A 20,317-nucleotide genomic window follows, 5' to 3' on the forward strand; every position below is an offset into this window, starting at 1 on the left:
TTACGCCTCCATTAATAATAATTCTGGATCATTTAATAATCGTTTAATATGGTTTAATGCGTTTTGAGCAGTTGCACCATCGATAATACGGTGGTCAAAGCTTAATGATAACGCTAATACTGGAGCAACAACGATTTCTCCATTTAATACTACAGGTTTTTCAGCAATACGACCAATACCTAAGATCGCTACTTCAGGGTGGTTAATTACTGGAGTAAACCATTGTCCACCAGCTGAACCGATATTTGTGATTGTGCATGTAGCACCTTTCATTTCTGCAGGAGCTAATTTACCATCACGAGCTTTAGTAGCTAATTCATTAATTTCAGCAGAAATTGAGAAGATAGCTTTACGATCAGCATCTTTAACAACTGGTACTAATAAACCTTTATCAGTATCTGCAGCAATACCAATGTTATAGTAATGTTTGTGTACGATTTCGCTAGTAGCATCATCGATTGATGTATTTAAGGCTGGGAATTTACGTAATGCAGAAGTTAAAGCTTTAACAACATAAGGTAAGAATGTTAATTTGATACCTTGCGCAGCTGCAACTTCTTTATATTTTTTACGGCTAGCAACTAGTTTCGTTACATCTATCTCATCCATTAATGTTACGTGAGGAGCAGTATGTTTAGAGTTAACCATTGCTTTAGCTATTGCTTTACGAATTCCACTCATTTTTTCACGAGTTTCAGGATATGCTCCTTCTGGAATTGGCATTGCTTTAGGAGCTTCTTGTGTTGGCGCTTCTGTTACAACTTCAACAGCAACTTCTGTTTGTGCTGCAGCAGTTGGTGCTACTCCACCTAATAAGAATGCATCTACGTCTTGTTTTGTTACACGGCCATTTTTACCAGAACCTGGTACAATACGTAAATCTACGTTTTTCTCACGAGCGTATTTACGTACAGATGGCATTGCAATTACATGAGCTTTTGGTTCAATTGCAGCAACAGGTGATAGTGGTGCAGCATCTGTTTTTGGTTCACTTTGCTCATAAGATTCTTGTACTTTTGCTTGAACTGCTTCAGCAGCTTCTGGTACTGGAGTAGTAGTTGGAGCTTCTTCAGCATGTTGTCCTTTGAAGCTAATGTTTTCATATCCAGGTGCATCTAAACGTACTAAAACGTCACCAACAACTGCAACTGTTCCTTCTGCCACTAATACTTCTAATACTTTCCCTTTTACAGGTGATGGAATTTCTACTACTGATTTATCGTTTTGAACTTCACAAATGATATCATCTTCATTTACTTCGTCGCCTGCTTTAATAAACCATTTTACAATTTCACCTTCGTGAATACCTTCACCGATATCTGGTAATCTAAATTCAAATAGACTTGCCACTGAGTTTGACACAGATTTCTACCTCCGAACAAAGTTAAATTAATTTTTTAATATATTTTATCTAATAATGTAAGAAAGGTATTGATGAATTCATCAAATACCTTTCTCTATTTTTGTTATAAACTTATTAGAAGTTTAAAACTTTTTGAATACCTTCAACTACATCTTTATGGTTTGGTAACCAAACTGTTTCCGCTTCTGAGAATGGGTAAACAGTATCAGCTGCAGTAATACGAACAACTGGTGCTTCTAATGAAAGGATACAACGATCATTAATTTCAGCAACTACATTTGCAGCAATACCAGCTTGTTTTTGTGCTTCTTGTACAACTACTGCACGTCCAGTTTTCTCAACAGACGCAACGATTGCTTCGATATCTAATGGGTGAACAGTACGTAAGTCAACAACTTCTACTGATACGCCATCTTTTTCTAATTCTTCAGCAGCTTTTAATGCAGCGTGAACCATTGCACCGTATGCAAATACAGATACATCTTTACCTTCACGTTTAACATCCGCTTTACCTAATTCGATTGTGTACTCACCTTCTGGTACATCTTCACGGAATGAACGGTATAATTTCATGTGCTCTAAATAGATAACTGGATCATTATCACGAATAGATGAAATTAAAAGACCTTTAGCATCTTTAGGTGTTGATGGAATAACTACTTTTAAACCAGGAGTTTGAGCCATTAATCCTTCTAAACTATCCGCGTGCATTTCTGGTGTATGAACCCCACCACCAAATGGTGAACGGAAAGTAATTGGTGAAGTAAAACGACCACTTGTACGGTAACGCATACGAGCAGCTTGACCAGCGATTGAGTCAAAAATTTCGAATAAGAATCCGAAGAATTGGATTTCTGGTACTGGACGGAATCCTTCAATTCCAAGACCGATTGCTAATCCACCGATACCTGATTCAGCAAGTGGTGTATCGAATACACGCGCTTCACCGAATTCTGCTTGTAAACCTTCAGTTGCACGGAATACACCACCGTTTACTCCAACGTCTTCCCCGAATACTACTACAGTTGGATCGTTTTTCATTTCAACGCGTAATGCATCTGTGATAGCTTGAATCATTGTCATTTGCGCCATGACTTACTTCGACTCCTTCTCTTTGTAAATTGCATATTGCTCTTCTATATTACTTGTCATTGTTTCGAACATATTAGCCATTAAGTGAGTAACTTTTTGTTTTGGCTCTTGGTCAGCAAGTTTAATTGCATCTTTAATTGCTTCTTTTGCTTCTTCGATAATTGCATTTTCTTCTTCTTCAGTCCAAAGACCTTTTTTCTCTAAGAACTTACGGAAACGAACGATTGGATCTTTTGCTTCCCACTCATTTTCAGTATCTTTTGTACGGTAACGAGTTGGGTCATCACCAGCCATTGTATGTGGGCCATAACGGAATGTTAATGTTTCAATTAATGTTGGACCTTCACCATTAACTGCACGCTTACGAGCTTCTGAAGTAGCTGCATAAACTGCTAATGGATCCATACCATCAACTTGAATACCTGCAATACCTACTGCAATTGCTTTTTGAGCAATTGTTCTAGCTTTTGATTGCTTAGAAACTGGAGTTGAGATTGCGTATCTGTTATTTTGAACAACGAAAATCGCAGGAGCATTATAAGCACCAGCAAAGTTCATACCTTCATAGAAATCACCTTGAGAAGATCCACCGTCACCTGTATATGTAATGGCAACAGATTTTTGGCCTTTCAATTTCATACCAAGTGCAACACCTGCAGCTTGAACAATTTGAGCACCAATAATAATTTGTGGGAAGATTGCATTTACATCTTCAGGAATTTGGCTTCCTACTAAATGTCCACGAGACCATAAAAATGCTTTATATAATGGTAAACCGTGCCAGATCATTTGAGGTACATCACGGTAACCAGGTAAGATAAAGTCTTCTTTTTCAAGAGCAAATTGACTTGCTAATTGAGAAGCTTCTTGTCCTGCAGTAGGAGCATAGAAACCTAAACGACCTTGTCTGTTTAATGAAATTGAACGTTGATCAAGAACACGAGTCCATACCATACGTTTCATTAATTCTTTTAATTGCTCGTCTGATAAATCAGGCATCGCTGATTCATTAACGATTTCGCCCTCTTCATTTAAAATTTGAAGAGTTCCAACTGAATCACCAAATTGAAGCATTTGATCCATTAATTCAGAAACAGTTTGTGTATTCTTCATTTCTGTTGTTTCCTTTCCAGCTACTTTCTTCGTAGTAGTTGCCACTAAAACCCACACCCTTCTTTAATTATGGAGGATTTATTTTTTTATCCATCATGTGTATTTTCTTAAGAGTAATTACAAGTAACTTTACTTATAATTAAAATCTGTACTTATACTATTCGTGTATTACAATAGTACAACATTGAACACTAGTACAGTTTATAACACGTTCATAAACTCGTCAAATATTTTGTTGTATTATTTTATTCATGATTTTTCGGAAAATTTGTCATAAAATTTTAACCCTGTACTACCTTTGAAACAGCAATCTGTTATACAATAACAGAAACTCCTTTAAATTATACTCAAATAGCTAATAAAGGATTTTTTTTATCATAAATTTCAAACTGTACTACAACGATTTTTATTTAGTAATTCTAGTCCCAATCTGTTATTTACCATATTTTTCATATATGTCTTTTTGTAAATTATTTAATTTTTGAGTATAAAGATTTAATTGATCATTATATTTAATGACATCTTTATAAATGTGATTTGTATCCTTTGTCTCACTCTTTACATTTTTTAAATCAACTTTTTTCTGCGATAATAAGTTATAAATTGAAAGATCCGTTTCCATTGCATCTTTATATTTTGAATTCAATTTATCGTATAACTCAGTTCTTTCTCTCCATGTTTTTATAAAGTTATTAACTTCATTTCGAAACTGTTCATCCTTCGTTTCAATATTTATTGTTTGAAGTTCTTTAATTTTTATGTCTATATCGTGAATTAATTTTGACTCCTCATTGACTCGTTCTTTCCGTTCATTTAATAAATTGATTGCTTGTTTGGCCGATTCTTGTCTTTTATTTACTTCGTTGATTTTATATAAATAAATTTTTTCATAATACTCCAATTCTTTTATTTCCAGTTTTTGAATACGTTCTCCAGCATTTTGAAATTTCTGTTCCATTTTTGCAATTTCAGCTAGTTGATTTATGACTAAATTCTTTTGTTTTGCTTGAGAAGTACAACCCGAACAAAGGATAAAGAGTATGCCTATTACAAAAAATAAAGAATTGAATTTTTTATACATAATTTCACCCATTTTTTTTGATTATTATTTCCATGTTGCATCTTTTCACACTTTTTATACGTCCTAAAAAATAATATGGTCACATACCCACACACTTTATGTAGTTTTTCATAATTTGTAGTATCCGCTATATGCGGAAACAGTTTAAAGGGAGGTTATTATATGTACGGTTACGGATACGGTGGAAAAGGTGGATACCCTGGTTATGGTTACGGTGGCGGATGCGGTTGCGGTTACGGCAGCGGTTTCGCATTAATCGTTGTTCTATTCATTTTATTAATTATCGTTGGTGCAGCTTTCGTTTTATAATTCACACTAGTTAGCCTCTATTATTAATGTATAACCACAAACTTTAAGGAGCGATATTTTATCGCTCCTTTTTCCATTTTATTGCCTTGTGACTGACAATTTAAAAAAGATTTGTTAGACTAAATTAATAATACTAGTAAATAGTACATACTTATATTTATGAAATATTAGACAGGAGTGAAATTCATTTGATTACAATGAAAGATATAATTCGAGAAAGCGATCCTAGATTAAGGGAAATCTCGAGTGAAGTAAGCTTACCTCCATCAGCAGAGGATATTAATTTAGCTAATTCATTATTAGAGTATGTTATAAATAGTCAAAATCCAGAAATATCTGCCGAATACGGTCTACGATCAGGTATCGGATTAGCTGCACCACAAATTGGAATTCTTAAAAGAGCCATCGGTGTTCATGTTACTGATTTACAGGGAAATTTATTTAGTTATGCATTATTAAATCCTAAAATTATAAGTCATTCTGTTGAGGAAGTTTATTTATCAGGTGGTGAAGGCTGCCTATCTGTTGATCGTGATGTTCCTGGATATGTTCCACGTTACGCAAGAATAACAGTTGCTGGTTTTGACACGAGATTAGGAGAAGTAAAAATCCGTTTAAAAGGATTACCAGCAATTTGCTTCCAGCATGAAATTGACCATCTAAATGGAGTATTGTTTTATGATCGTATTAATAAAACAAATCCTTTTTCTCCCCCAGAAGGTGCTTCACCTTTAGAGAGAAAATAAAAAAGAGCGATTGGAAAACCAATCGCTCTTTTAAGTCTAATATTCAAGTTTTTGTACTTTGTCTACAAACTTAAAGAAGTCCTACCCATTTTAAACCGTTTAAAATTCCATCTTCATCAACATTCGTTGTAATATGGTTCGCTAATTTTTTTAGAGGATCGACTGCATTACCCATGGCAATACCCGTACCAACTTTTTCGATCATTTCTAAATCATTTAATCCGTCACCAAATGCGATTACATTTTGCATATCAAATCCAAGGTGGTTTACCATTTGAAGTATCCCATTCGCTTTAGATCCTCCAACTGGTAAGACATCTGACGAATACTCATGCCAACGAATAAAATTAAAATCATTAAACCCATCGGTTAAAGATGGCTCTTGATGCTCTTCACAGAACAGTAAGACTTGGTAAATTTCACGATTATGATAAAAATCATGCTGCACTTCAGGGTGTTGCATTCTAATCGATGTCATTGCTTCTTTTATATGATGATGTGAATCAATTGACGCTCTCATTGTCTCGTTATTTAAATAGATTAGCGGAATACTTAGTTCTTTTGCTTTTTGAGTAAATTGGTGAAGTTGTTCTGGATGTAGGGCATGTTTGTGAATAGCTTCACCTTCAAATTCAGCATATTGTCCATTTAAACTGATAAAACTATTTATATTTAACTCTTCACGAATTTCTTTAAACATGAATGGCGCACGACCAGTTGCAATCGCAACGTGAATATCTTTATTTTGAAGTTCCGAAATTGCTTTCTTTGTACTTTCCGGAATTACTTTATCATGATTTAAAATCGTTCCATCAATATCAAAAAAAACGATTGGTTTAGTCATATTATTCTCTCCTCACTAAGACGCTGCATTTGCTTTTGAGTTATTCATTTTTGACTTCTGTTTACTATTCGTAATAAATACTCCTAGAAGTACGATTAAAAGTCCTATAATCATTTTGAAAGATAAAGGTTCATTTAAAAAGAAAAATCCCCAAATAGAAGCAAATACAGGTACTATATAAGTAACCATTGTTGCAAATTCTGCACTTCCCTCTTTAACCATATAATAAAATAATAAATATGCCAACCCCGAACATATAACGCCTAATCCAAACACACCACCAAAAACTTCAAAATTAACAAATGGTTTTAGAGTGCCCTTCCCTACAACGACCATATAAAAAAAACTGAATACACCAGAAATACCTAAAGTTAAAAATGAAACAATCATTACATCAATTTGTTGTAAATACTTTTTAGTTAAATGTGAACCAAGCCCATAACAAAAAGTAACAAATAACATTAATATTGAATAAATTATATTATCCGAGAAAATTGTTGATGGATTAAGATTCATCATAATCATAAGTCCAATGATCCCAATCATAAGTCCAATCCATTGTTTCTTATGAATTTTTTGCGAAAAGAAAAAATATCCAATAATGAGTGTTGCAATTGGCGTAAAAGCATTTAATACTGCCGCTTCATTACTTTGCAGATGGGTCTCACTAAAAGAAAGAAAAAGCCACGGTATAGCATGATTAAATAATGAGATGACAATAATTAAACTCATTTTAGGTAAATTTTTATAATCAATCTTTACCTTCTTTATTAACATAATAATTAATAATGTCATAGCACCAAAGAAACAGCGATAAAATACAATTGCTTCTGGCCCTATGTCGTTTAAAAGGAGCTTAATAAATAAAAAAGATGTACTCCAAATAATACTTAATAAAAACAAAGCTCCATATAACTTCTTCACATTCTTCTCCCCTTAACTTTAAGATACCCTCTATTTTAACTGCTTTTTGGATTATATTGAATGAAAATGTTTTTTCGATCAATACTACACATAAATATACTATGTCCGTGTTCTCTACATATAAGTTTAATTTCATGTCTAGGAGGTAAAACTAATGTTACGTAAACTTAGAAAAAAATTAAAAAAGCGGCTAAAACAATTTTTGAAAAAGAAGAAATATATCTCAATAATTTCAAATTTTTTTTTAAAATAACCGTATTTTAGGTAATCTTCAATAAAAAGAATGAAAATATATAGAAAATCACTTATAATATTGAGAAGATAGTGATTTGACAAGGAGAGATTTAAATGATTTTTAAAGTATACTATCAGGAATTACCATTAGAGGTACCTGTAAGAGAAAAAACTAAAACAGTTTATTTAGAAGCAGATAGTGAAAGAGAAGTTCGTGCGAAATTATTACCTTTCAATTATAATATTGAGCTTGTTCAAGCTTTAACCGGTGCTCATCTTGAATTCGAAAAACAAAGTGAAAGCTTTAAAATTTTGGAGCTAGCGTAATTTATGAAATTTCTTAAAAATGATCAAGCTGCCGTATTCGCACTAGGTGGCTTAGGGGAAATTGGTAAAAATACATACGCAGTACAATATCAAGATGAAATTATATTAATAGATGCCGGAATCAAGTTCCCTGAAGATGAGCTACTAGGGATAGACTATGTTATACCTGATTATTCCTATTTAGTTCGAAATGAGGAAAAAATTAAAGGTTTATTTATCACTCACGGACACGAAGACCACATTGGTGGTATTCCATATTTATTAAGAGAATTAAACATTCCAATTTATGGTGGAAAACTTGCTCTTGGCTTAATTAAAAATAAACTAGAAGAGCACGGTCTTTTAAGAAAAGCTAAATTAATTGAAATAAAAGAAGACGACATCATTAAATTTAGAAAAACTAGCGTAACTTTTTACCGTACTACTCACAGTATTCCAGATTGTTACGGAATTGTTGTAAAAACTCCTCAAGGACAAGTCGTTCATACAGGTGACTTTAAATTCGACTTTACACCAGTTGGAGAAACAGCTAATTTAACAAAAATGGCTGAGATTGGTAAGGAAGGCGTTTTATGTCTACTTTCTGACAGTACAAATAGTGAAGTATCACATTTTACAATGTCTGAAAGAAAAGTTGGAGACACGATTAATGAAATTTTCCGTAAAGTAGACGGTCGAATTATTTTTGCAACATTCGCTTCAAACATTCATCGTCTTCAGCAAGTAGTTGAATCTGCTATTGCAAATGGACGTAAAATTGCTGTTTTTGGTAGAAGTATGGAAGCGAATATCGAGATCGGTCATGACTTAGGCTATATTAAATGTCCTAAGGATACATTTATTGACGCATCTCAAATTAATCGTATTCCGGCTAATCAATTAGTAATTTTATGTACAGGTAGTCAAGGTGAGCCTATGGCTGCATTATCACGTATAGCAAATGGTACACATCGTCAAATTCAAATTATTCCTGGAGATACTGTAGTATTTTCTTCTTCACCAATTCCAGGTAATACAATGAGCGTAAACCGTACTATCAACTTACTATACCGTGCTGGTGCTGAAGTAATTCACGGTTCATTAAATGATATTCATACTAGTGGTCATGGTGGTCAAGAAGAGCAAAAATTAATGCTTAGACTGATGAAGCCTAAGTATTTTATGCCAATTCACGGTGAATATAGAATGCAGCGCATGCATGCTAAGCTTGCTATGGACTGTGGAGTACCTGAAGAAAACTGCTTTATCATGGATAATGGTGAAGTTTTAGCTCTTCGTGCAGATGAGGCTATGGTTGCAGGTAAAGTACCTTCTGGTAATGTTTATATTGATGGAAGCGGTATCGGTGATATTGGTAATATCGTTTTAAGAGACCGTCGAATTTTATCTGAAGAAGGTCTTGTAATCGTTGTCGTAAGTATCGATATGAAGGAATTTAAAATCTCAGCAGGACCAGATATCATTTCACGCGGTTTCGTTTATATGAGAGAAAGTGGCGATTTAATAAATGAAGCACAAGCAATGATTTCTACTCATTTAAACAAAATCATGGAACGTAAAACTTCTCAATGGTCAGAAATAAAAAATGAAATTACTGATACTTTATCACCTTTCTTATACGAAAAAACAAAACGTAAACCAATGATTCTTCCAATTATTATGGAAGTTTAATCATTAGTACATGATAAAAGGGCGATTTCAAAAGTCAAAATACTTTTGAAATCGCCCTTTTTTTATAAAAAAGCTCTGTTAATTTTAAATGTGAATTTTTGAATACTCTTATACTGTAATTAACAACTACTAAACCCAAAAATAAATTTTAAATGATTACGTTTCTTTTTTATTCGTTTAAAGCCTTCTTTAGTGTCAATTATTATAACTGTTTTAGCTAGCCAGATTCTTATATATAAAGAATTAATTTTTACTGGTCCAATAATTCCCTTTTCTTCAAATTCAGTCCCATCTTCTAACTCTGTTTCTGTCCTAACTAACCAAGTATTACCGATTCCAAACTCAATAAAATTCAAACAAAACTCTCCCTTTTTAAAAGACAAGTTATACAACTATTGCTTGTGTTAGTTGTATAACAAATTATATTTCTATGTTTATTGAAGCTTTTTTTTCCATAGTGGATTATCAGTTACTATGTGTGAATTAAATAACGATTCAAATTCCTCACCTTCGAGAGAATAAACAATAAAGTTAGTTTGTGAAGTCATTGCCTCATATAAAGCTTCGACTGGGTTTGTAATTAAATTTAAGGATAATTCGGAAGTAACTTTTCTCATAACAGTCTCAATTTCAGGGAAGTCCTCTAGTAACTCATCTTTTAGCAGTGGATAAGCTTTTTTCATTTCAGAAAATTGACCATTTCCAGAGAACTTCAATAAGTCTCTCCAATAAGGACAAGAGATCATTATTGAAAAAAACTCTACAAAGTTGTTTCCTACTTTACCCACTTGTCCCTCTGAACTAATAAAAATTACTGGTAAATAATCTGTTTTAGCTTTACCAATCAAAGCAAAAACACCACCAGTTGCATCTTGTGCTATAACTGTAGCTGGATCATCAATTCTAAAAAAATAATCTTTTGTATTTAAATTAGGTTCTACTAATTCAAAATCAAAGTAATCGGAAAGAATATCAAAAAGTTCAACATTTGCAATTATTTTTTTATATAGATTTTGAGTATCCATAATTATTAACCTCTTGTTTTATTTTTATGTAACTATCGCATTGCGTTAGTTTAATAAGAAAGATTAGCGATTAAAATATAATATTTTTTAAAAATAGAACTCCGTAAACAATATTTGACTTTACCATAAAAACCCAATTTCTTCTTCAACTCAACTGCCATTTTGTTGCATAAGAAAATCACCAATCTGCTTTAACAGAGCCTATAAATAATAAAAAACCACAGAATTCATAAATTCGTGGTTTTCCCTAATAATAAGTTCTTATCTTTTTATTAATCTAGAAAGTCATTTTTTTCATTACTTTTTAAAAACACTTTCATAAAAAAAGGTTTATTAAGAACTAAAAATATAAAATACACAGTAAATAAGATAAAAAATACAACAAACAGAATAATTAGTACGATTGCTAAACTACTCTTAGCAAAACTTGTTTCGATTCTTAAATAAGGATATAAGATAAATGGTAGATGACTTATTCCATACCCAAAAAATGCGAAGAAATATTGCAATAATACTAATATAAACGCTAAACCATATCTTTTTCTTTTTATAACAAAATAAATTGCTATACAAAAGCAAATCAAAGAGATAAGAAAGAATTCCCATACATTATGCATTCGATCAAAATGAACTTTATTATGTAATTTCATTGATAAAAATACGATGATACTCGAAATAATAGTTGGCAATGACCAGACTAGTACATACTTTCTTAATTTAATTTCGGACTCCGAATCATTGATTAATTTTGCAGAATAAATTAAAAACATTGCACTAATAAATAAGACTGAACATACAGCCAATAGCATAACGGATAGAGAATAAGAATTCGTAATTAATTTAAATGGATAAAATCGTATATCTGTTCCATTCTCGATAATAAATCCACCTTCAGATATTGTTAAAACAGTAGATAATGTAACAGGTATTAATAGACTTGTCGCACCATACAAAATTAAAAAGAACTTACTCCTATTTCCTCCATATTGCTGAAAAGTATAAAATGATCCCCTAATTGCTAAAAAAATCATTGCTACACTACCCGGAACTAATAGGGGAACACCATAATAATATGCTACCCTTGGGAATATACCAACTACACCTACAAAGAAGAAAATGAAAAATAATGTAGCAAGTTCCCAAATAGATGAAAGATGTCGATTTATTAAGCCAATTAATTTTGGTTCTTCTTTAGTTGTAATCGCATAAAACGCATAAAAACCTGCACCAAAATCAATTGAAGCAATAATCATGTAGGCATATAAAAACAACCATAAGATAAAGATTGCGATTGTTTGAATCTCCAAACTTTTTTCCTCCTACAGAATAATTCCTTAAACTACAGATTAGTTTTCTTTAATTATACCTATAAAATACACTTTCTACTAGTTTCAAGATAAAGATTACAGAAATACAAAAAAGACTTTAAAAAAAGAGACTTAAAAAAGTCTCCCCTCAAGATTGTTGAATCTAAAAATTATTCTACTTTTGCCGCTTCATCTAATACTCGATTAACACGCTTTTCTAACATTGGCATTCCGCCTTCTCCAGCTTGGAAGTGGCGTAATACACCTGTTTTATCAAATACATAATATGAAGGTACATATTTATTTTCAAATGCATCTGTAATTGTATGTTGGTTATCAACTAAAATTGTTTGTGTAATTCCGTGTTCTTGTGCGACTTCTTTAATTTTCTCAATATCTAAATCATCTTCAGATCTTGGCATATGAACACTTACTACATTTAATCGATCTTTATATTCATCTCTAAAAGCATTAATGTTTGGCATTGCTACTTTACATAAATGGCAACTAACAGACCAAAAATGAATTAATGTTGGTTTGTCACCGATTAGGTTTTCTTTTTGAATTTCTCCATTTAATACTGTTGTTGCCCCATCTAATTCAGGCATTGGTGAGCGAAGTCTCATTTTATAGTCCTCCTACTTGTTTCATTTGCTTTAAAGTGAGCTTGTTCTACTTTAGTGTTTGTAATGTTACAGGCGTTAGAGCCTCGAGGTCATAAGTCAATGACCGATAAAAGTAAAAACCAACTTTTCTCGGTCCTTGCCCTATGTTTGTCGGGTCTTTAGCAAACGCCTTCCACTTTTCGTTATTGTGTTTAAAAAGGCCTAACTATAAGTTAGACCTTTGACATTAATTCTTAATTACTGTGAATTATAGAGTTGCTTGACCTGGTTTCCAGTTAGCTGGGCAAAGTCCACCAGTTTGTAAAGCTTGAAGTACACGTAAAACTTCATCAACTTCACGACCGATGTTGTTGTGGTGTACTACTTGGTACATTAATTCACCCTCTGGGCTGATGATGAATAATCCACGTAATGCAATACCTTCTTCTTCAATTAATACGCCATAGTCACGAGAAATAGCGTGGTTTGTATCTGCACCTAATGCATATTTTAATTGTCCTAAGCCATTATCTTTACGATCAGTGTTGATCCATGCTAAGTGAGTGTGAATTGTATCTGTAGAAACACCTACAACTTCTGCATCTAGATCTTCAAACTCGTCGTAACGATCAGAGATTGCTACGATTTCAGTTGGACATACAAAAGTGAAGTCCATTGGATAGAAGTATAATACTGTCCATTTATCGTTTTTCATGTTTTCTTCTAAGCTTACTTTACCAAATTCTTTATTTGCTAAAACTGCTTCCATTTCAAAGCGTGGTGCTTGTTTTCCTACTAAACGTTCTGCCATCGTTATTACCTCCAATATTTATGTAACTATTTATCATACAAGTGATATTATAGTAAACTACTTATTTAAAGTCAATATTAATTTATAATTATTATTAACTAGAAATCATTTTCATTGTGATTGTTTCATAAAGTCCGAAATAAATCGAATCATTAAAGGAATCACATTTTCATCTGGGTTTAATTTTTGGTTATGGAGTCCGAATTCAGAATTTACGCCAATCCAAAACATTAGGCCTGGAATTTCTTTTGTCATATAACCAAAATCTTCACCTGTCATTGCAACATTGCAACGGGCGGCCTCAATACCGTCATATTGTCTCGCAAAATTAAAGAATTCATTCGTCAACGATTCATCGTTTATTACTCCATAGTAATTACTTCCAAAATCTACTTCTATTTTACACTGAAAACTCTCTTGAAATCCATTCACAAGACTCTCAATTCTATTTTTTAATTTTAGCATCGCTTCTTCACTTAATGCTCGCATCGTACCTTCTATTCGAACATGATCTGCAATAACATTTTGAACTGTACCACCAGTTATCTTTCCAATCGTAATGACAGCACTGTCTAATGGATTAACATTTCTTGATACAACCGATTGTACTTGAGTGATAAAATGACTTGATGCAACGATCATATCATTCGTTAAATGAGGGAAAGCTGCATGACCGCTTAAGCCATGAAAATCAATAAATAGCTCTGATGTATGAGCAAATAACATACCAGGTTTCGTTGCAATTGTACCAACAGGATATTCAGGTGCTATATGTAAACCATAAATTACATCTGGTTTAAATGGTTTAAATTCTTCACTTTTAAGTAAAGGTTCCGCTCCCCCAGGACCTTCTTCTGCAGGTTGAAAAATAAATACGACATCGTCATTTATTGGCTCATTAACAAGGTTAGTTAGAACACCAAGTGCAATACTCATATGTACATCATGACCACAGGCATGCATATTACCTTCATGAATGGATGAAAACTCTAATCCTGTGTTTTCTTTCATTGGTAATCCATCGATGTCTGTACGGTAACCAATCGTTCTAGTAGATTTCAACCCTTTTACTCGAACGAAAATACCTGTCCTCCATGTATCAATTATCATTCTTTCATGATCTAAACTAGATAAATAATCTAGTAAATACGCTTGTGTTTTGAATTCTTGAAATCCAAGTTCAGGGATTAAATGTAAATCCCGTCTAATTTTAATAAATGAATCCATTTTAACTCCTCCAAAAAAAGCGTAGAAATATAAATTCTACGCTTCAGACTGCTCACCAAACGAGCGCTTTCTTCGTTGATTCGTCTGCCTGCGGTGCTCATTACCGTCTAATGTAACTCCACTCCTTATCAGGCTTCGCGCCTCGAAAGACAATCGCTGGTAATCAGTTCTGAAATTTTATTTTAGTATAATGTCTATAAAGTAAGCGTAGAAAAATAAATTCTACGCTTACTTCTTGTTATTATTGATTTAGTTGTCTTAAAGCCTGAATGATTTCAGTTTTTGAAATTGTTTTATCATCGATATCTTTGATTTTTCTAGCAGGAACACCTGCAACCACAGTGTAAGGAGCAACGTCTTCAGTAACAATTGCACCTGCAGCTACTACTGCTCCTTCACCCACTTTAATACCTTCTAAAATTACTGCATTAGCACCAATTAGTACATTATCTTCAAGAATAACCGGATTTGCTGATGGTGGCTCGATTACGCCAGCTAAAACAGCGCCAGCACCAACGTGACAGTTTTTACCTGTTGTAGCACGTCCACCAAGTACCGCGTTCATATCGATCATTGTACCTTCTCCAATTACAGCACCGATGTTAATTACAGCACCCATCATAATAACTGCATTGTCACCAATCGTAACTTGATCACGAATAAAAGCACCTGGCTCGATACGAGCTTTAATACCTTTAGCATCTAAAAGTGGAATCGCTGAATTACGACGATCTGATTCTACTACATAATCTTCTATGTATTCTTTTTGCTCTTCAAGGATTACTTTAACATCATCCCACTCACCAAATAAAACGCCAGAATTTTGAGAAATAAATGATTGAACTGATTCAGAAATAGTAAGCTTGTCTAATTGACCTTTTACATAAACCTTTACAGGTGTTTTTTTTGTGCTATTTGCAATAAATGCAATAATTTCATTTGCGTCCATTAATTTCATAATGAATTGCCCCCTTTATTATTATCAATAAGAATACTCTATCAAATCTAGTAAGTAACTAGCAACATTTTGTCGTTTAATCTTTATTTTTTTTTCGAATTGATTCTATAAATCCTTCTACTTGTTTTAATTTCATCGCATCTCGATTATAAAGTAAGTATGTATCGCGATATAACCCTGATTGTTCTTTTGTAATTAAAGGTGTTTTAATAATATTTTCATCACTAACATCATGTAATACAGAGGAAGGTAAGATCGCAAAGCCTAGACCATTTAATACAAATTGCTTACATGTTTCAATTTGATCGACTACAATTTCATGTTTTGGTAATGAATTAAAATGCTCATACCACCATGACTGGATCAGCTGATAATAATTTGAATTACTTTTAAACTGAATAAATGGTCTTTGTATAGTTTTATATTCCTCAAGACTATGTTTTTTTGTATCAACTAATAATAATTCATCAGAAAAAAGTAATTCCTTTTCTCCAAACCAATTTTGGTTTCCTCGAACAATTGCTAGATGAACTTCATTTTCATATAAGCGATTTGTAATTTCGCTACTCCAACCGGTAAAAAGTGAAACTTGTACTTCTGGATAGCTCGAAACATATTTTTTTAAAACTGGCGGTAACCAGTATTGCGCAACAACAGATGAAACGGCAATCTTTAAAGTACCCGAAATATCGGATTTTAAAATTTGCAACTGCTCTAACATTGTTTGATACGTTTCTTCCATCTTTTTCGCGTAGTTTAATATGATTTCACCAGAGGCAGTAATAATCAACCCTTTTTGAGAACGAATAAACAATTCACTACCAATCTGCTTCTCTAAATTTTGTAGCCTTTGACTTAAAGCAGGTTGAGAAACAAACAACCTCTCTGCGGCCTTCCTCATATTCTTCTCTTCAGACAAAGTAATTATTAAACGTATATCATCAATTTGCATATAATCCCCCCTTGCCTTTAAACCTAATAGAATCAGGCTCTTCAACACTTCTTTTTAAAAAAATACTAAAAAAGTAAGTCAATTTGATGATGACTTACTTTTTTATTCGTTAATGCTTATTATATCTTCTAACATTTTTATTCAATTGTTTTAAAATCGCTCTACGAGTTAATATACCTTCAAAAGTATTATTAGCATCAACCACACATACAAAAGGATGATCAACTACTGATTCAAGCCCTTTAGCGAGTGTATCAGTCGTTTTTAATAATGGTATTTCAGTACCCATTACCTCTTCAACTTTCATATTACTTAAACGTTCAAATTCAATTCTTTCTAATCCAAGTATTCCATCTAAGATCATAGATGTACTAATTAAACCTAGCAACTGAAACTTTGGATTTAACACTGGAATTGAAGAATATCCAGATTTTGTAAGTACTAATAATGCATGCTCCAAACTATTACCAATTTGTACATGAGCTACTTTTTCACTTGAAATAATGACTTCTTCTACTTTATGTTCAAAAAATTGTGAACCATCAATACTAATCAAAAACATCGTCCCCCAATAGAAAAGCAAAAGTATTTAAAAATGGTAGAAATTATCTATTCATGGATAAACATCAAATCAATACACATACAACTTTGCTAATCATCTGTATGGAAAAAATCCTATACATTATTTTATTCGATTAAGGACTATGTCCCCATCCCTATATTATCAGATTTGTAACCCCTTTCCAATTTAACTTTTCTTAAAAATTTACTTATTTAACTATAACTATTCAAAAAACAAAAAAACGTTTAGATAAATAATTTATTATCTAAACGTTCATCTATATTTGTCTTCATAGCCCTAAATCCCTTAATTTTTGATATAAATGTATTAATCTTTCGTATTGATCCTCGCCTGCATCCATTAATCCATTTTCTATATCAGTTATCTGTGATGAAATGAGTTCAATTGCATAATTTTGTTTCATCACTGTGTCAACCAATAAAGACAATTCATCTTCTGTGAAATTTTGTTCACTTAGCATCCATCATCCCTCCTAATCCTCATTTTAATCAATGTTTATTTAGTTTAAACTTCTTATTTTGTAAATTTATTTGCATAACTAAATGCTGTGTAAGAATCAGGTTTTATCTTAGGAATGATGCCCATTGCACTTACTTTAGATGTCATTTCTTGTATAAACTCTTTCGTTAGCCCAATCGTACCAATATCTAGATGAATTTCAAAACTAAAATTATTCGAATTAGCATTTTCATGAAGAGGACTAAAAATTTTTTCTAAATGAAAAGGTGATAATAAAAAAGCTATTTCTTGACTATACATCGTTTCTAGAAATATTTTCTCTTTTAAATTTCGGATTTTCTTGTGATGCCAACAAGTATGTAAACATCCCCAAGCTCCATTACCTACCCTATGCAAGTGAAGTGCTGTAATAAACTTAGTTCCATTACTATGAACCTGAGAATCTGTTCCAATGGAAAGTCGATATTGTTTATTAGGATCACTTTTTACAAAATGATATAGCCGATCAACTACATGATCAAAACTCATATTTCTTTCACTTACATTGTAAAATCGATACTGATCTTTATTCACGTATATGACCTCCCTTTTCATAACAATACATAATAATGTATTCATTAAGAATTGGGATTAGCACGACCTTACTATTTTGTAATAAAATATTAAAAAAAAAGAAAAAACAAGCAAAGCTTGTTTTTTCTTTTCCTATGAAATAATTTCGTATATTTCAATTGCTACCATATCGATATTATCGAATGGGAACGTTTGTGGTTTTTCACCTTGTTGAAATACTTCTAATTCAAATGTTTCATTTTTCTCAGAATACTTTACGCTACACTTTCTTTCACCGTTAACTTCAAAATATCTTTGAGCAACCTCACCGTTCGTAGCTTGTTGTTTTAAACTTTCTAAGCGTTCTAAAATTCCTAATAATAAAGACATATTAGAACTCCTTTCTACCATGTGTCATTCCCTAAATATAGGTTTTACTTTCTTACAATTTCTATCCAAAAAACTTCTGATAGATTTCAGCTATGTAAGTGTCCATTAATAAGAATACTTGTATTTCAAGATAAATTCAAGAAAAATAGTGAATCAACTAAAAAACAAATTTCTTTATATCCTATATTTTTCTATGTCATAATAGTTTTATACAAATGCTTTAAGAAAAAATAAAAAAAGGATGTCGTTTTATGAAGATCGAATTATTCACACAAGATGGATGCCCTCCTTGTGAATTTTTGAAAAATTATTTAAAAGAAATGAATGCTTCTTATGTTGAATATAACGTATCACAAGATGAAAGTGCTAAAAAAAGAATGATGTTTGAGTTAGATTCATACTCAACACCTACTTTAATAATTGATGATGAGGTAATTAGAGGCGTTCAGATGGAGCAAATTGAAGCCGCATTACAAAAACGTTAATCTATTATCAATTTTCTCCCTTTTCAAATTAAAAACACCTAAATGAACATTCATTTAGGTGTTTTTTATCAATCTATACTACATTTCTTTTAAGATTGTTTCAAGGACTTGTCCCAAATTAGTTTATCATTACCCAACTCCGATAAAATGAAAAACAAAAAACATGACGGACGATGCAAAAAGAACTTTCGAAATAAGTCCTCGCAAATAAAATCCTCCTCGGGCTAAACTTTTTCTAATCGTATCATTATTATATTGAAATTTACTACACGAATCGTTCTTATCTTTTTTACATTAGTTGACAGAGAAAAACACTACTTTTAATTAAAATAGGCTTTTATATATGTATTCGTCGATTTTTGATTACAATCAACCAAAACTCTATGCTCCAAATCAAAATTTTTCTGGGTAATTTCTCCCTTTATCTAGATCATATTTAATGTTAAAGTTAGTTAATTTGTGTCAACTTTCAATTTTTTAAAAATTTTTGAACGGTTAGGGAGTGTTATGATGGAATATCGTGGTTCAACGGTTTACAATCAAGATGATTTTTTTACAGAATACATTCGACGAAAGAATAGAGATGATAGTCCTAACAATGCAATCGAAGGACCAATCATCAATGAACTAATTGGGAATGTTGATCGAAAAAACATATTAGATTTAGGTTGTGGTGACGCATCATTTGGTAATGAACTTCTACTACTTGGAGCTAGAACCTATACAGGTATCGAGGGATCAGAGCACATGATTAAAGCAGCCTTGAGCAATTTAAAGGATACAGTAGGTACCGTCCAACATACTACAATAGAGGATTATCATTTTCCTACAAATTCGTTTGAACTTGTCACTTCTAGATTTGTACTACACTATATTTCAAACATTGAGCTATTATTTCAAAAAATATTTAAGAGCTTAAAAGAAAATGGCCATTTTATATTTAGTGTTCAACATCCATTAACTACTGCCTCCTTTTTAAGTAAACAATCAGGAGATCGACGCGAAAACTGGATTGTAGACGATTACTTTCGAACTGGCGAAAGAAAAGAACCATGGATAAATGAAACAGTAGTCAAAAACCATCGCACAATTGAACAATATTTTACTCTTTTAAGAAAAACTGGATTCCGGATTGATCAATTAAAAGAAGGTACTCCACAACAAATACATTTTAAAAGCGAAGAAGAGTTTTTAAGAAGACAAAGAATACCAATCGTACTTGTCTTTTCTTGTTTTAAATAAAATTATTAATTATTGGA

24 protein-coding genes are annotated in these 20,317 nt (G+C 32.3%); 6 read left to right on the top strand and 18 right to left on the bottom strand.

From position 1 onward, the window contains the following. The 4 genes from CN946_RS15080 to CN946_RS15095 form a co-directional block, all read right to left on the bottom strand. Entirely contained in the window at nt 1-1,350 is a 1,350-nt protein-coding gene (locus CN946_RS15080) for a dihydrolipoamide acetyltransferase family protein (RefSeq protein ID WP_098427118.1), read from the bottom strand. Between the two features lie 127 nt (nt 1,351-1,477). Further along, entirely contained in the window at nt 1,478-2,455 is a 978-nt protein-coding gene (locus CN946_RS15085) for an alpha-ketoacid dehydrogenase subunit beta (protein WP_097975699.1), read from the bottom strand. A gap of 3 nt (nt 2,456-2,458) precedes the next feature. Then, a complete protein-coding gene (gene pdhA / locus CN946_RS15090) occupies nt 2,459-3,538 on the bottom strand; it encodes a pyruvate dehydrogenase (acetyl-transferring) E1 component subunit alpha (protein ID WP_286133951.1) in 1,080 nt (359 codons plus the stop codon). Nucleotides 3,539-4,001: 463 nt separating this feature from the next. After that, entirely contained in the window at nt 4,002-4,649 is a 648-nt protein-coding gene (locus CN946_RS15095) for a YkyA family protein (protein WP_176547333.1), read from the bottom strand. 162 nt (nt 4,650-4,811) lie between these two features. Between CN946_RS15095 and CN946_RS15100 the strand changes: the two genes are divergently transcribed. Both CN946_RS15100 and def read left to right on the top strand, forming a co-directional pair. Continuing rightward, nucleotides 4,812-4,958, top strand: a complete 147-nt coding sequence (locus tag CN946_RS15100; protein WP_098427100.1) for a YjcZ family sporulation protein — start codon at nt 4,812-4,814, stop codon at nt 4,956-4,958. 188 nt (nt 4,959-5,146) lie between these two features. Further along, entirely contained in the window at nt 5,147-5,704 is a 558-nt protein-coding gene (gene def / locus CN946_RS15105; RefSeq protein ID WP_098861903.1) for a peptide deformylase, read from the top strand. Between the two features lie 70 nt (nt 5,705-5,774). Here def and CN946_RS15110 read toward each other — a convergent pair whose 3' ends face one another. Both CN946_RS15110 and CN946_RS15115 read right to left on the bottom strand, forming a co-directional pair. Then, nucleotides 5,775-6,548 (bottom strand): Cof-type HAD-IIB family hydrolase, encoded by a 774-nt coding sequence (locus CN946_RS15110; RefSeq protein ID WP_098861904.1) that lies wholly within the window; start codon nt 6,546-6,548, stop codon nt 5,775-5,777. Nucleotides 6,549-6,563: 15 nt separating this feature from the next. After that, complete coding sequence (locus tag CN946_RS15115) at nt 6,564-7,472, bottom strand: DMT family transporter (protein WP_098861905.1); 909 nt, start codon at nt 7,470-7,472, stop codon at nt 6,564-6,566. Between the two features lie 348 nt (nt 7,473-7,820). On the opposite strand from CN946_RS15115, the gene CN946_RS15120 reads away from it, so the two are divergent. Together CN946_RS15120 and rnjA are read left to right on the top strand one after the other, a co-directional pair. Continuing rightward, on the top strand, nt 7,821-8,033 hold the full coding sequence (locus CN946_RS15120; RefSeq protein ID WP_069035537.1) for a DNA-dependent RNA polymerase subunit epsilon: 213 nt from the start codon (nt 7,821-7,823) through the stop codon (nt 8,031-8,033). Between the two features lie 3 nt (nt 8,034-8,036). Further along, complete coding sequence (rnjA, locus tag CN946_RS15125) at nt 8,037-9,704, top strand: ribonuclease J1 (protein ID WP_098861906.1); 1,668 nt, start codon at nt 8,037-8,039, stop codon at nt 9,702-9,704. A 119-nt stretch (nt 9,705-9,823) separates the two neighbouring features. Here rnjA and CN946_RS15130 read toward each other — a convergent pair whose 3' ends face one another. From CN946_RS15130 to CN946_RS15185, 12 genes are all read right to left on the bottom strand, one after another. Then, the gene (locus tag CN946_RS15130) at nt 9,824-10,060 is read right to left on the bottom strand and encodes a DUF3977 family protein (protein WP_098861907.1); all 237 of its coding nucleotides are present in this window, start codon (nt 10,058-10,060) and stop codon (nt 9,824-9,826) included. A gap of 78 nt (nt 10,061-10,138) precedes the next feature. Then, nucleotides 10,139-10,729, bottom strand: coding sequence for a hypothetical protein (locus CN946_RS15135; protein ID WP_098861908.1), 591 nt, complete (start codon nt 10,727-10,729; stop codon nt 10,139-10,141). A gap of 272 nt (nt 10,730-11,001) precedes the next feature. Beyond that, a complete protein-coding gene (locus CN946_RS15140; RefSeq protein WP_098861909.1) occupies nt 11,002-12,036 on the bottom strand; it encodes a cytochrome d ubiquinol oxidase subunit II in 1,035 nt (344 codons plus the stop codon). A 170-nt stretch (nt 12,037-12,206) separates the two neighbouring features. Next, on the bottom strand, nt 12,207-12,662 hold the full coding sequence (locus CN946_RS15145; RefSeq protein WP_098429991.1) for a TlpA family protein disulfide reductase: 456 nt from the start codon (nt 12,660-12,662) through the stop codon (nt 12,207-12,209). A gap of 247 nt (nt 12,663-12,909) precedes the next feature. Next, nucleotides 12,910-13,452, bottom strand: coding sequence for a peroxiredoxin (locus tag CN946_RS15150; RefSeq protein ID WP_056468592.1), 543 nt, complete (start codon nt 13,450-13,452; stop codon nt 12,910-12,912). A gap of 111 nt (nt 13,453-13,563) precedes the next feature. Continuing rightward, nucleotides 13,564-14,679, bottom strand: coding sequence for an N-acetyldiaminopimelate deacetylase (locus CN946_RS15155; RefSeq protein WP_098861910.1), 1,116 nt, complete (start codon nt 14,677-14,679; stop codon nt 13,564-13,566). A 241-nt stretch (nt 14,680-14,920) separates the two neighbouring features. After that, nucleotides 14,921-15,637 (bottom strand): 2,3,4,5-tetrahydropyridine-2,6-dicarboxylate N-acetyltransferase, encoded by a 717-nt coding sequence (dapD, locus tag CN946_RS15160; RefSeq protein WP_098861911.1) that lies wholly within the window; start codon nt 15,635-15,637, stop codon nt 14,921-14,923. Nucleotides 15,638-15,713: 76 nt separating this feature from the next. Continuing rightward, complete coding sequence (locus CN946_RS15165) at nt 15,714-16,589, bottom strand: transcriptional regulator CcpC (protein WP_056468602.1); 876 nt, start codon at nt 16,587-16,589, stop codon at nt 15,714-15,716. A gap of 109 nt (nt 16,590-16,698) precedes the next feature. Continuing rightward, the gene (gene cbpB, locus CN946_RS15170) at nt 16,699-17,145 is read right to left on the bottom strand and encodes a cyclic-di-AMP-binding protein CbpB (RefSeq protein WP_069035530.1); all 447 of its coding nucleotides are present in this window, start codon (nt 17,143-17,145) and stop codon (nt 16,699-16,701) included. A gap of 295 nt (nt 17,146-17,440) precedes the next feature. Then, a complete protein-coding gene (abbA, locus tag CN946_RS15175; protein WP_056468609.1) occupies nt 17,441-17,632 on the bottom strand; it encodes an antirepressor AbbA in 192 nt (63 codons plus the stop codon). Between the two features lie 53 nt (nt 17,633-17,685). Then, complete coding sequence (locus CN946_RS15180) at nt 17,686-18,159, bottom strand: ribonuclease H-like YkuK family protein (protein WP_419179289.1); 474 nt, start codon at nt 18,157-18,159, stop codon at nt 17,686-17,688. A 177-nt stretch (nt 18,160-18,336) separates the two neighbouring features. Continuing rightward, nucleotides 18,337-18,573, bottom strand: coding sequence for a YkuJ family protein (locus CN946_RS15185; protein WP_056474223.1), 237 nt, complete (start codon nt 18,571-18,573; stop codon nt 18,337-18,339). Between the two features lie 251 nt (nt 18,574-18,824). On the opposite strand from CN946_RS15185, the gene CN946_RS15190 reads away from it, so the two are divergent. Both CN946_RS15190 and CN946_RS15195 read left to right on the top strand, forming a co-directional pair. Next, nucleotides 18,825-19,058, top strand: coding sequence for a glutaredoxin family protein (locus CN946_RS15190; RefSeq protein WP_098861912.1), 234 nt, complete (start codon nt 18,825-18,827; stop codon nt 19,056-19,058). A gap of 510 nt (nt 19,059-19,568) precedes the next feature. Then, nucleotides 19,569-20,300: a class I SAM-dependent methyltransferase gene (locus CN946_RS15195; protein WP_098861913.1), complete on the top strand. Its 732-nt coding sequence runs from the start codon at nt 19,569-19,571 to the stop codon at nt 20,298-20,300. The last annotated feature ends 17 nt before the right edge of the window (nt 20,301-20,317 follow it).

Source organism: Bacillus sp. AFS053548 (genome assembly GCF_002575105.1).
Classification (GTDB): Bacteria; Bacillota; Bacilli; order Bacillales; family Bacillaceae_G; genus Gottfriedia.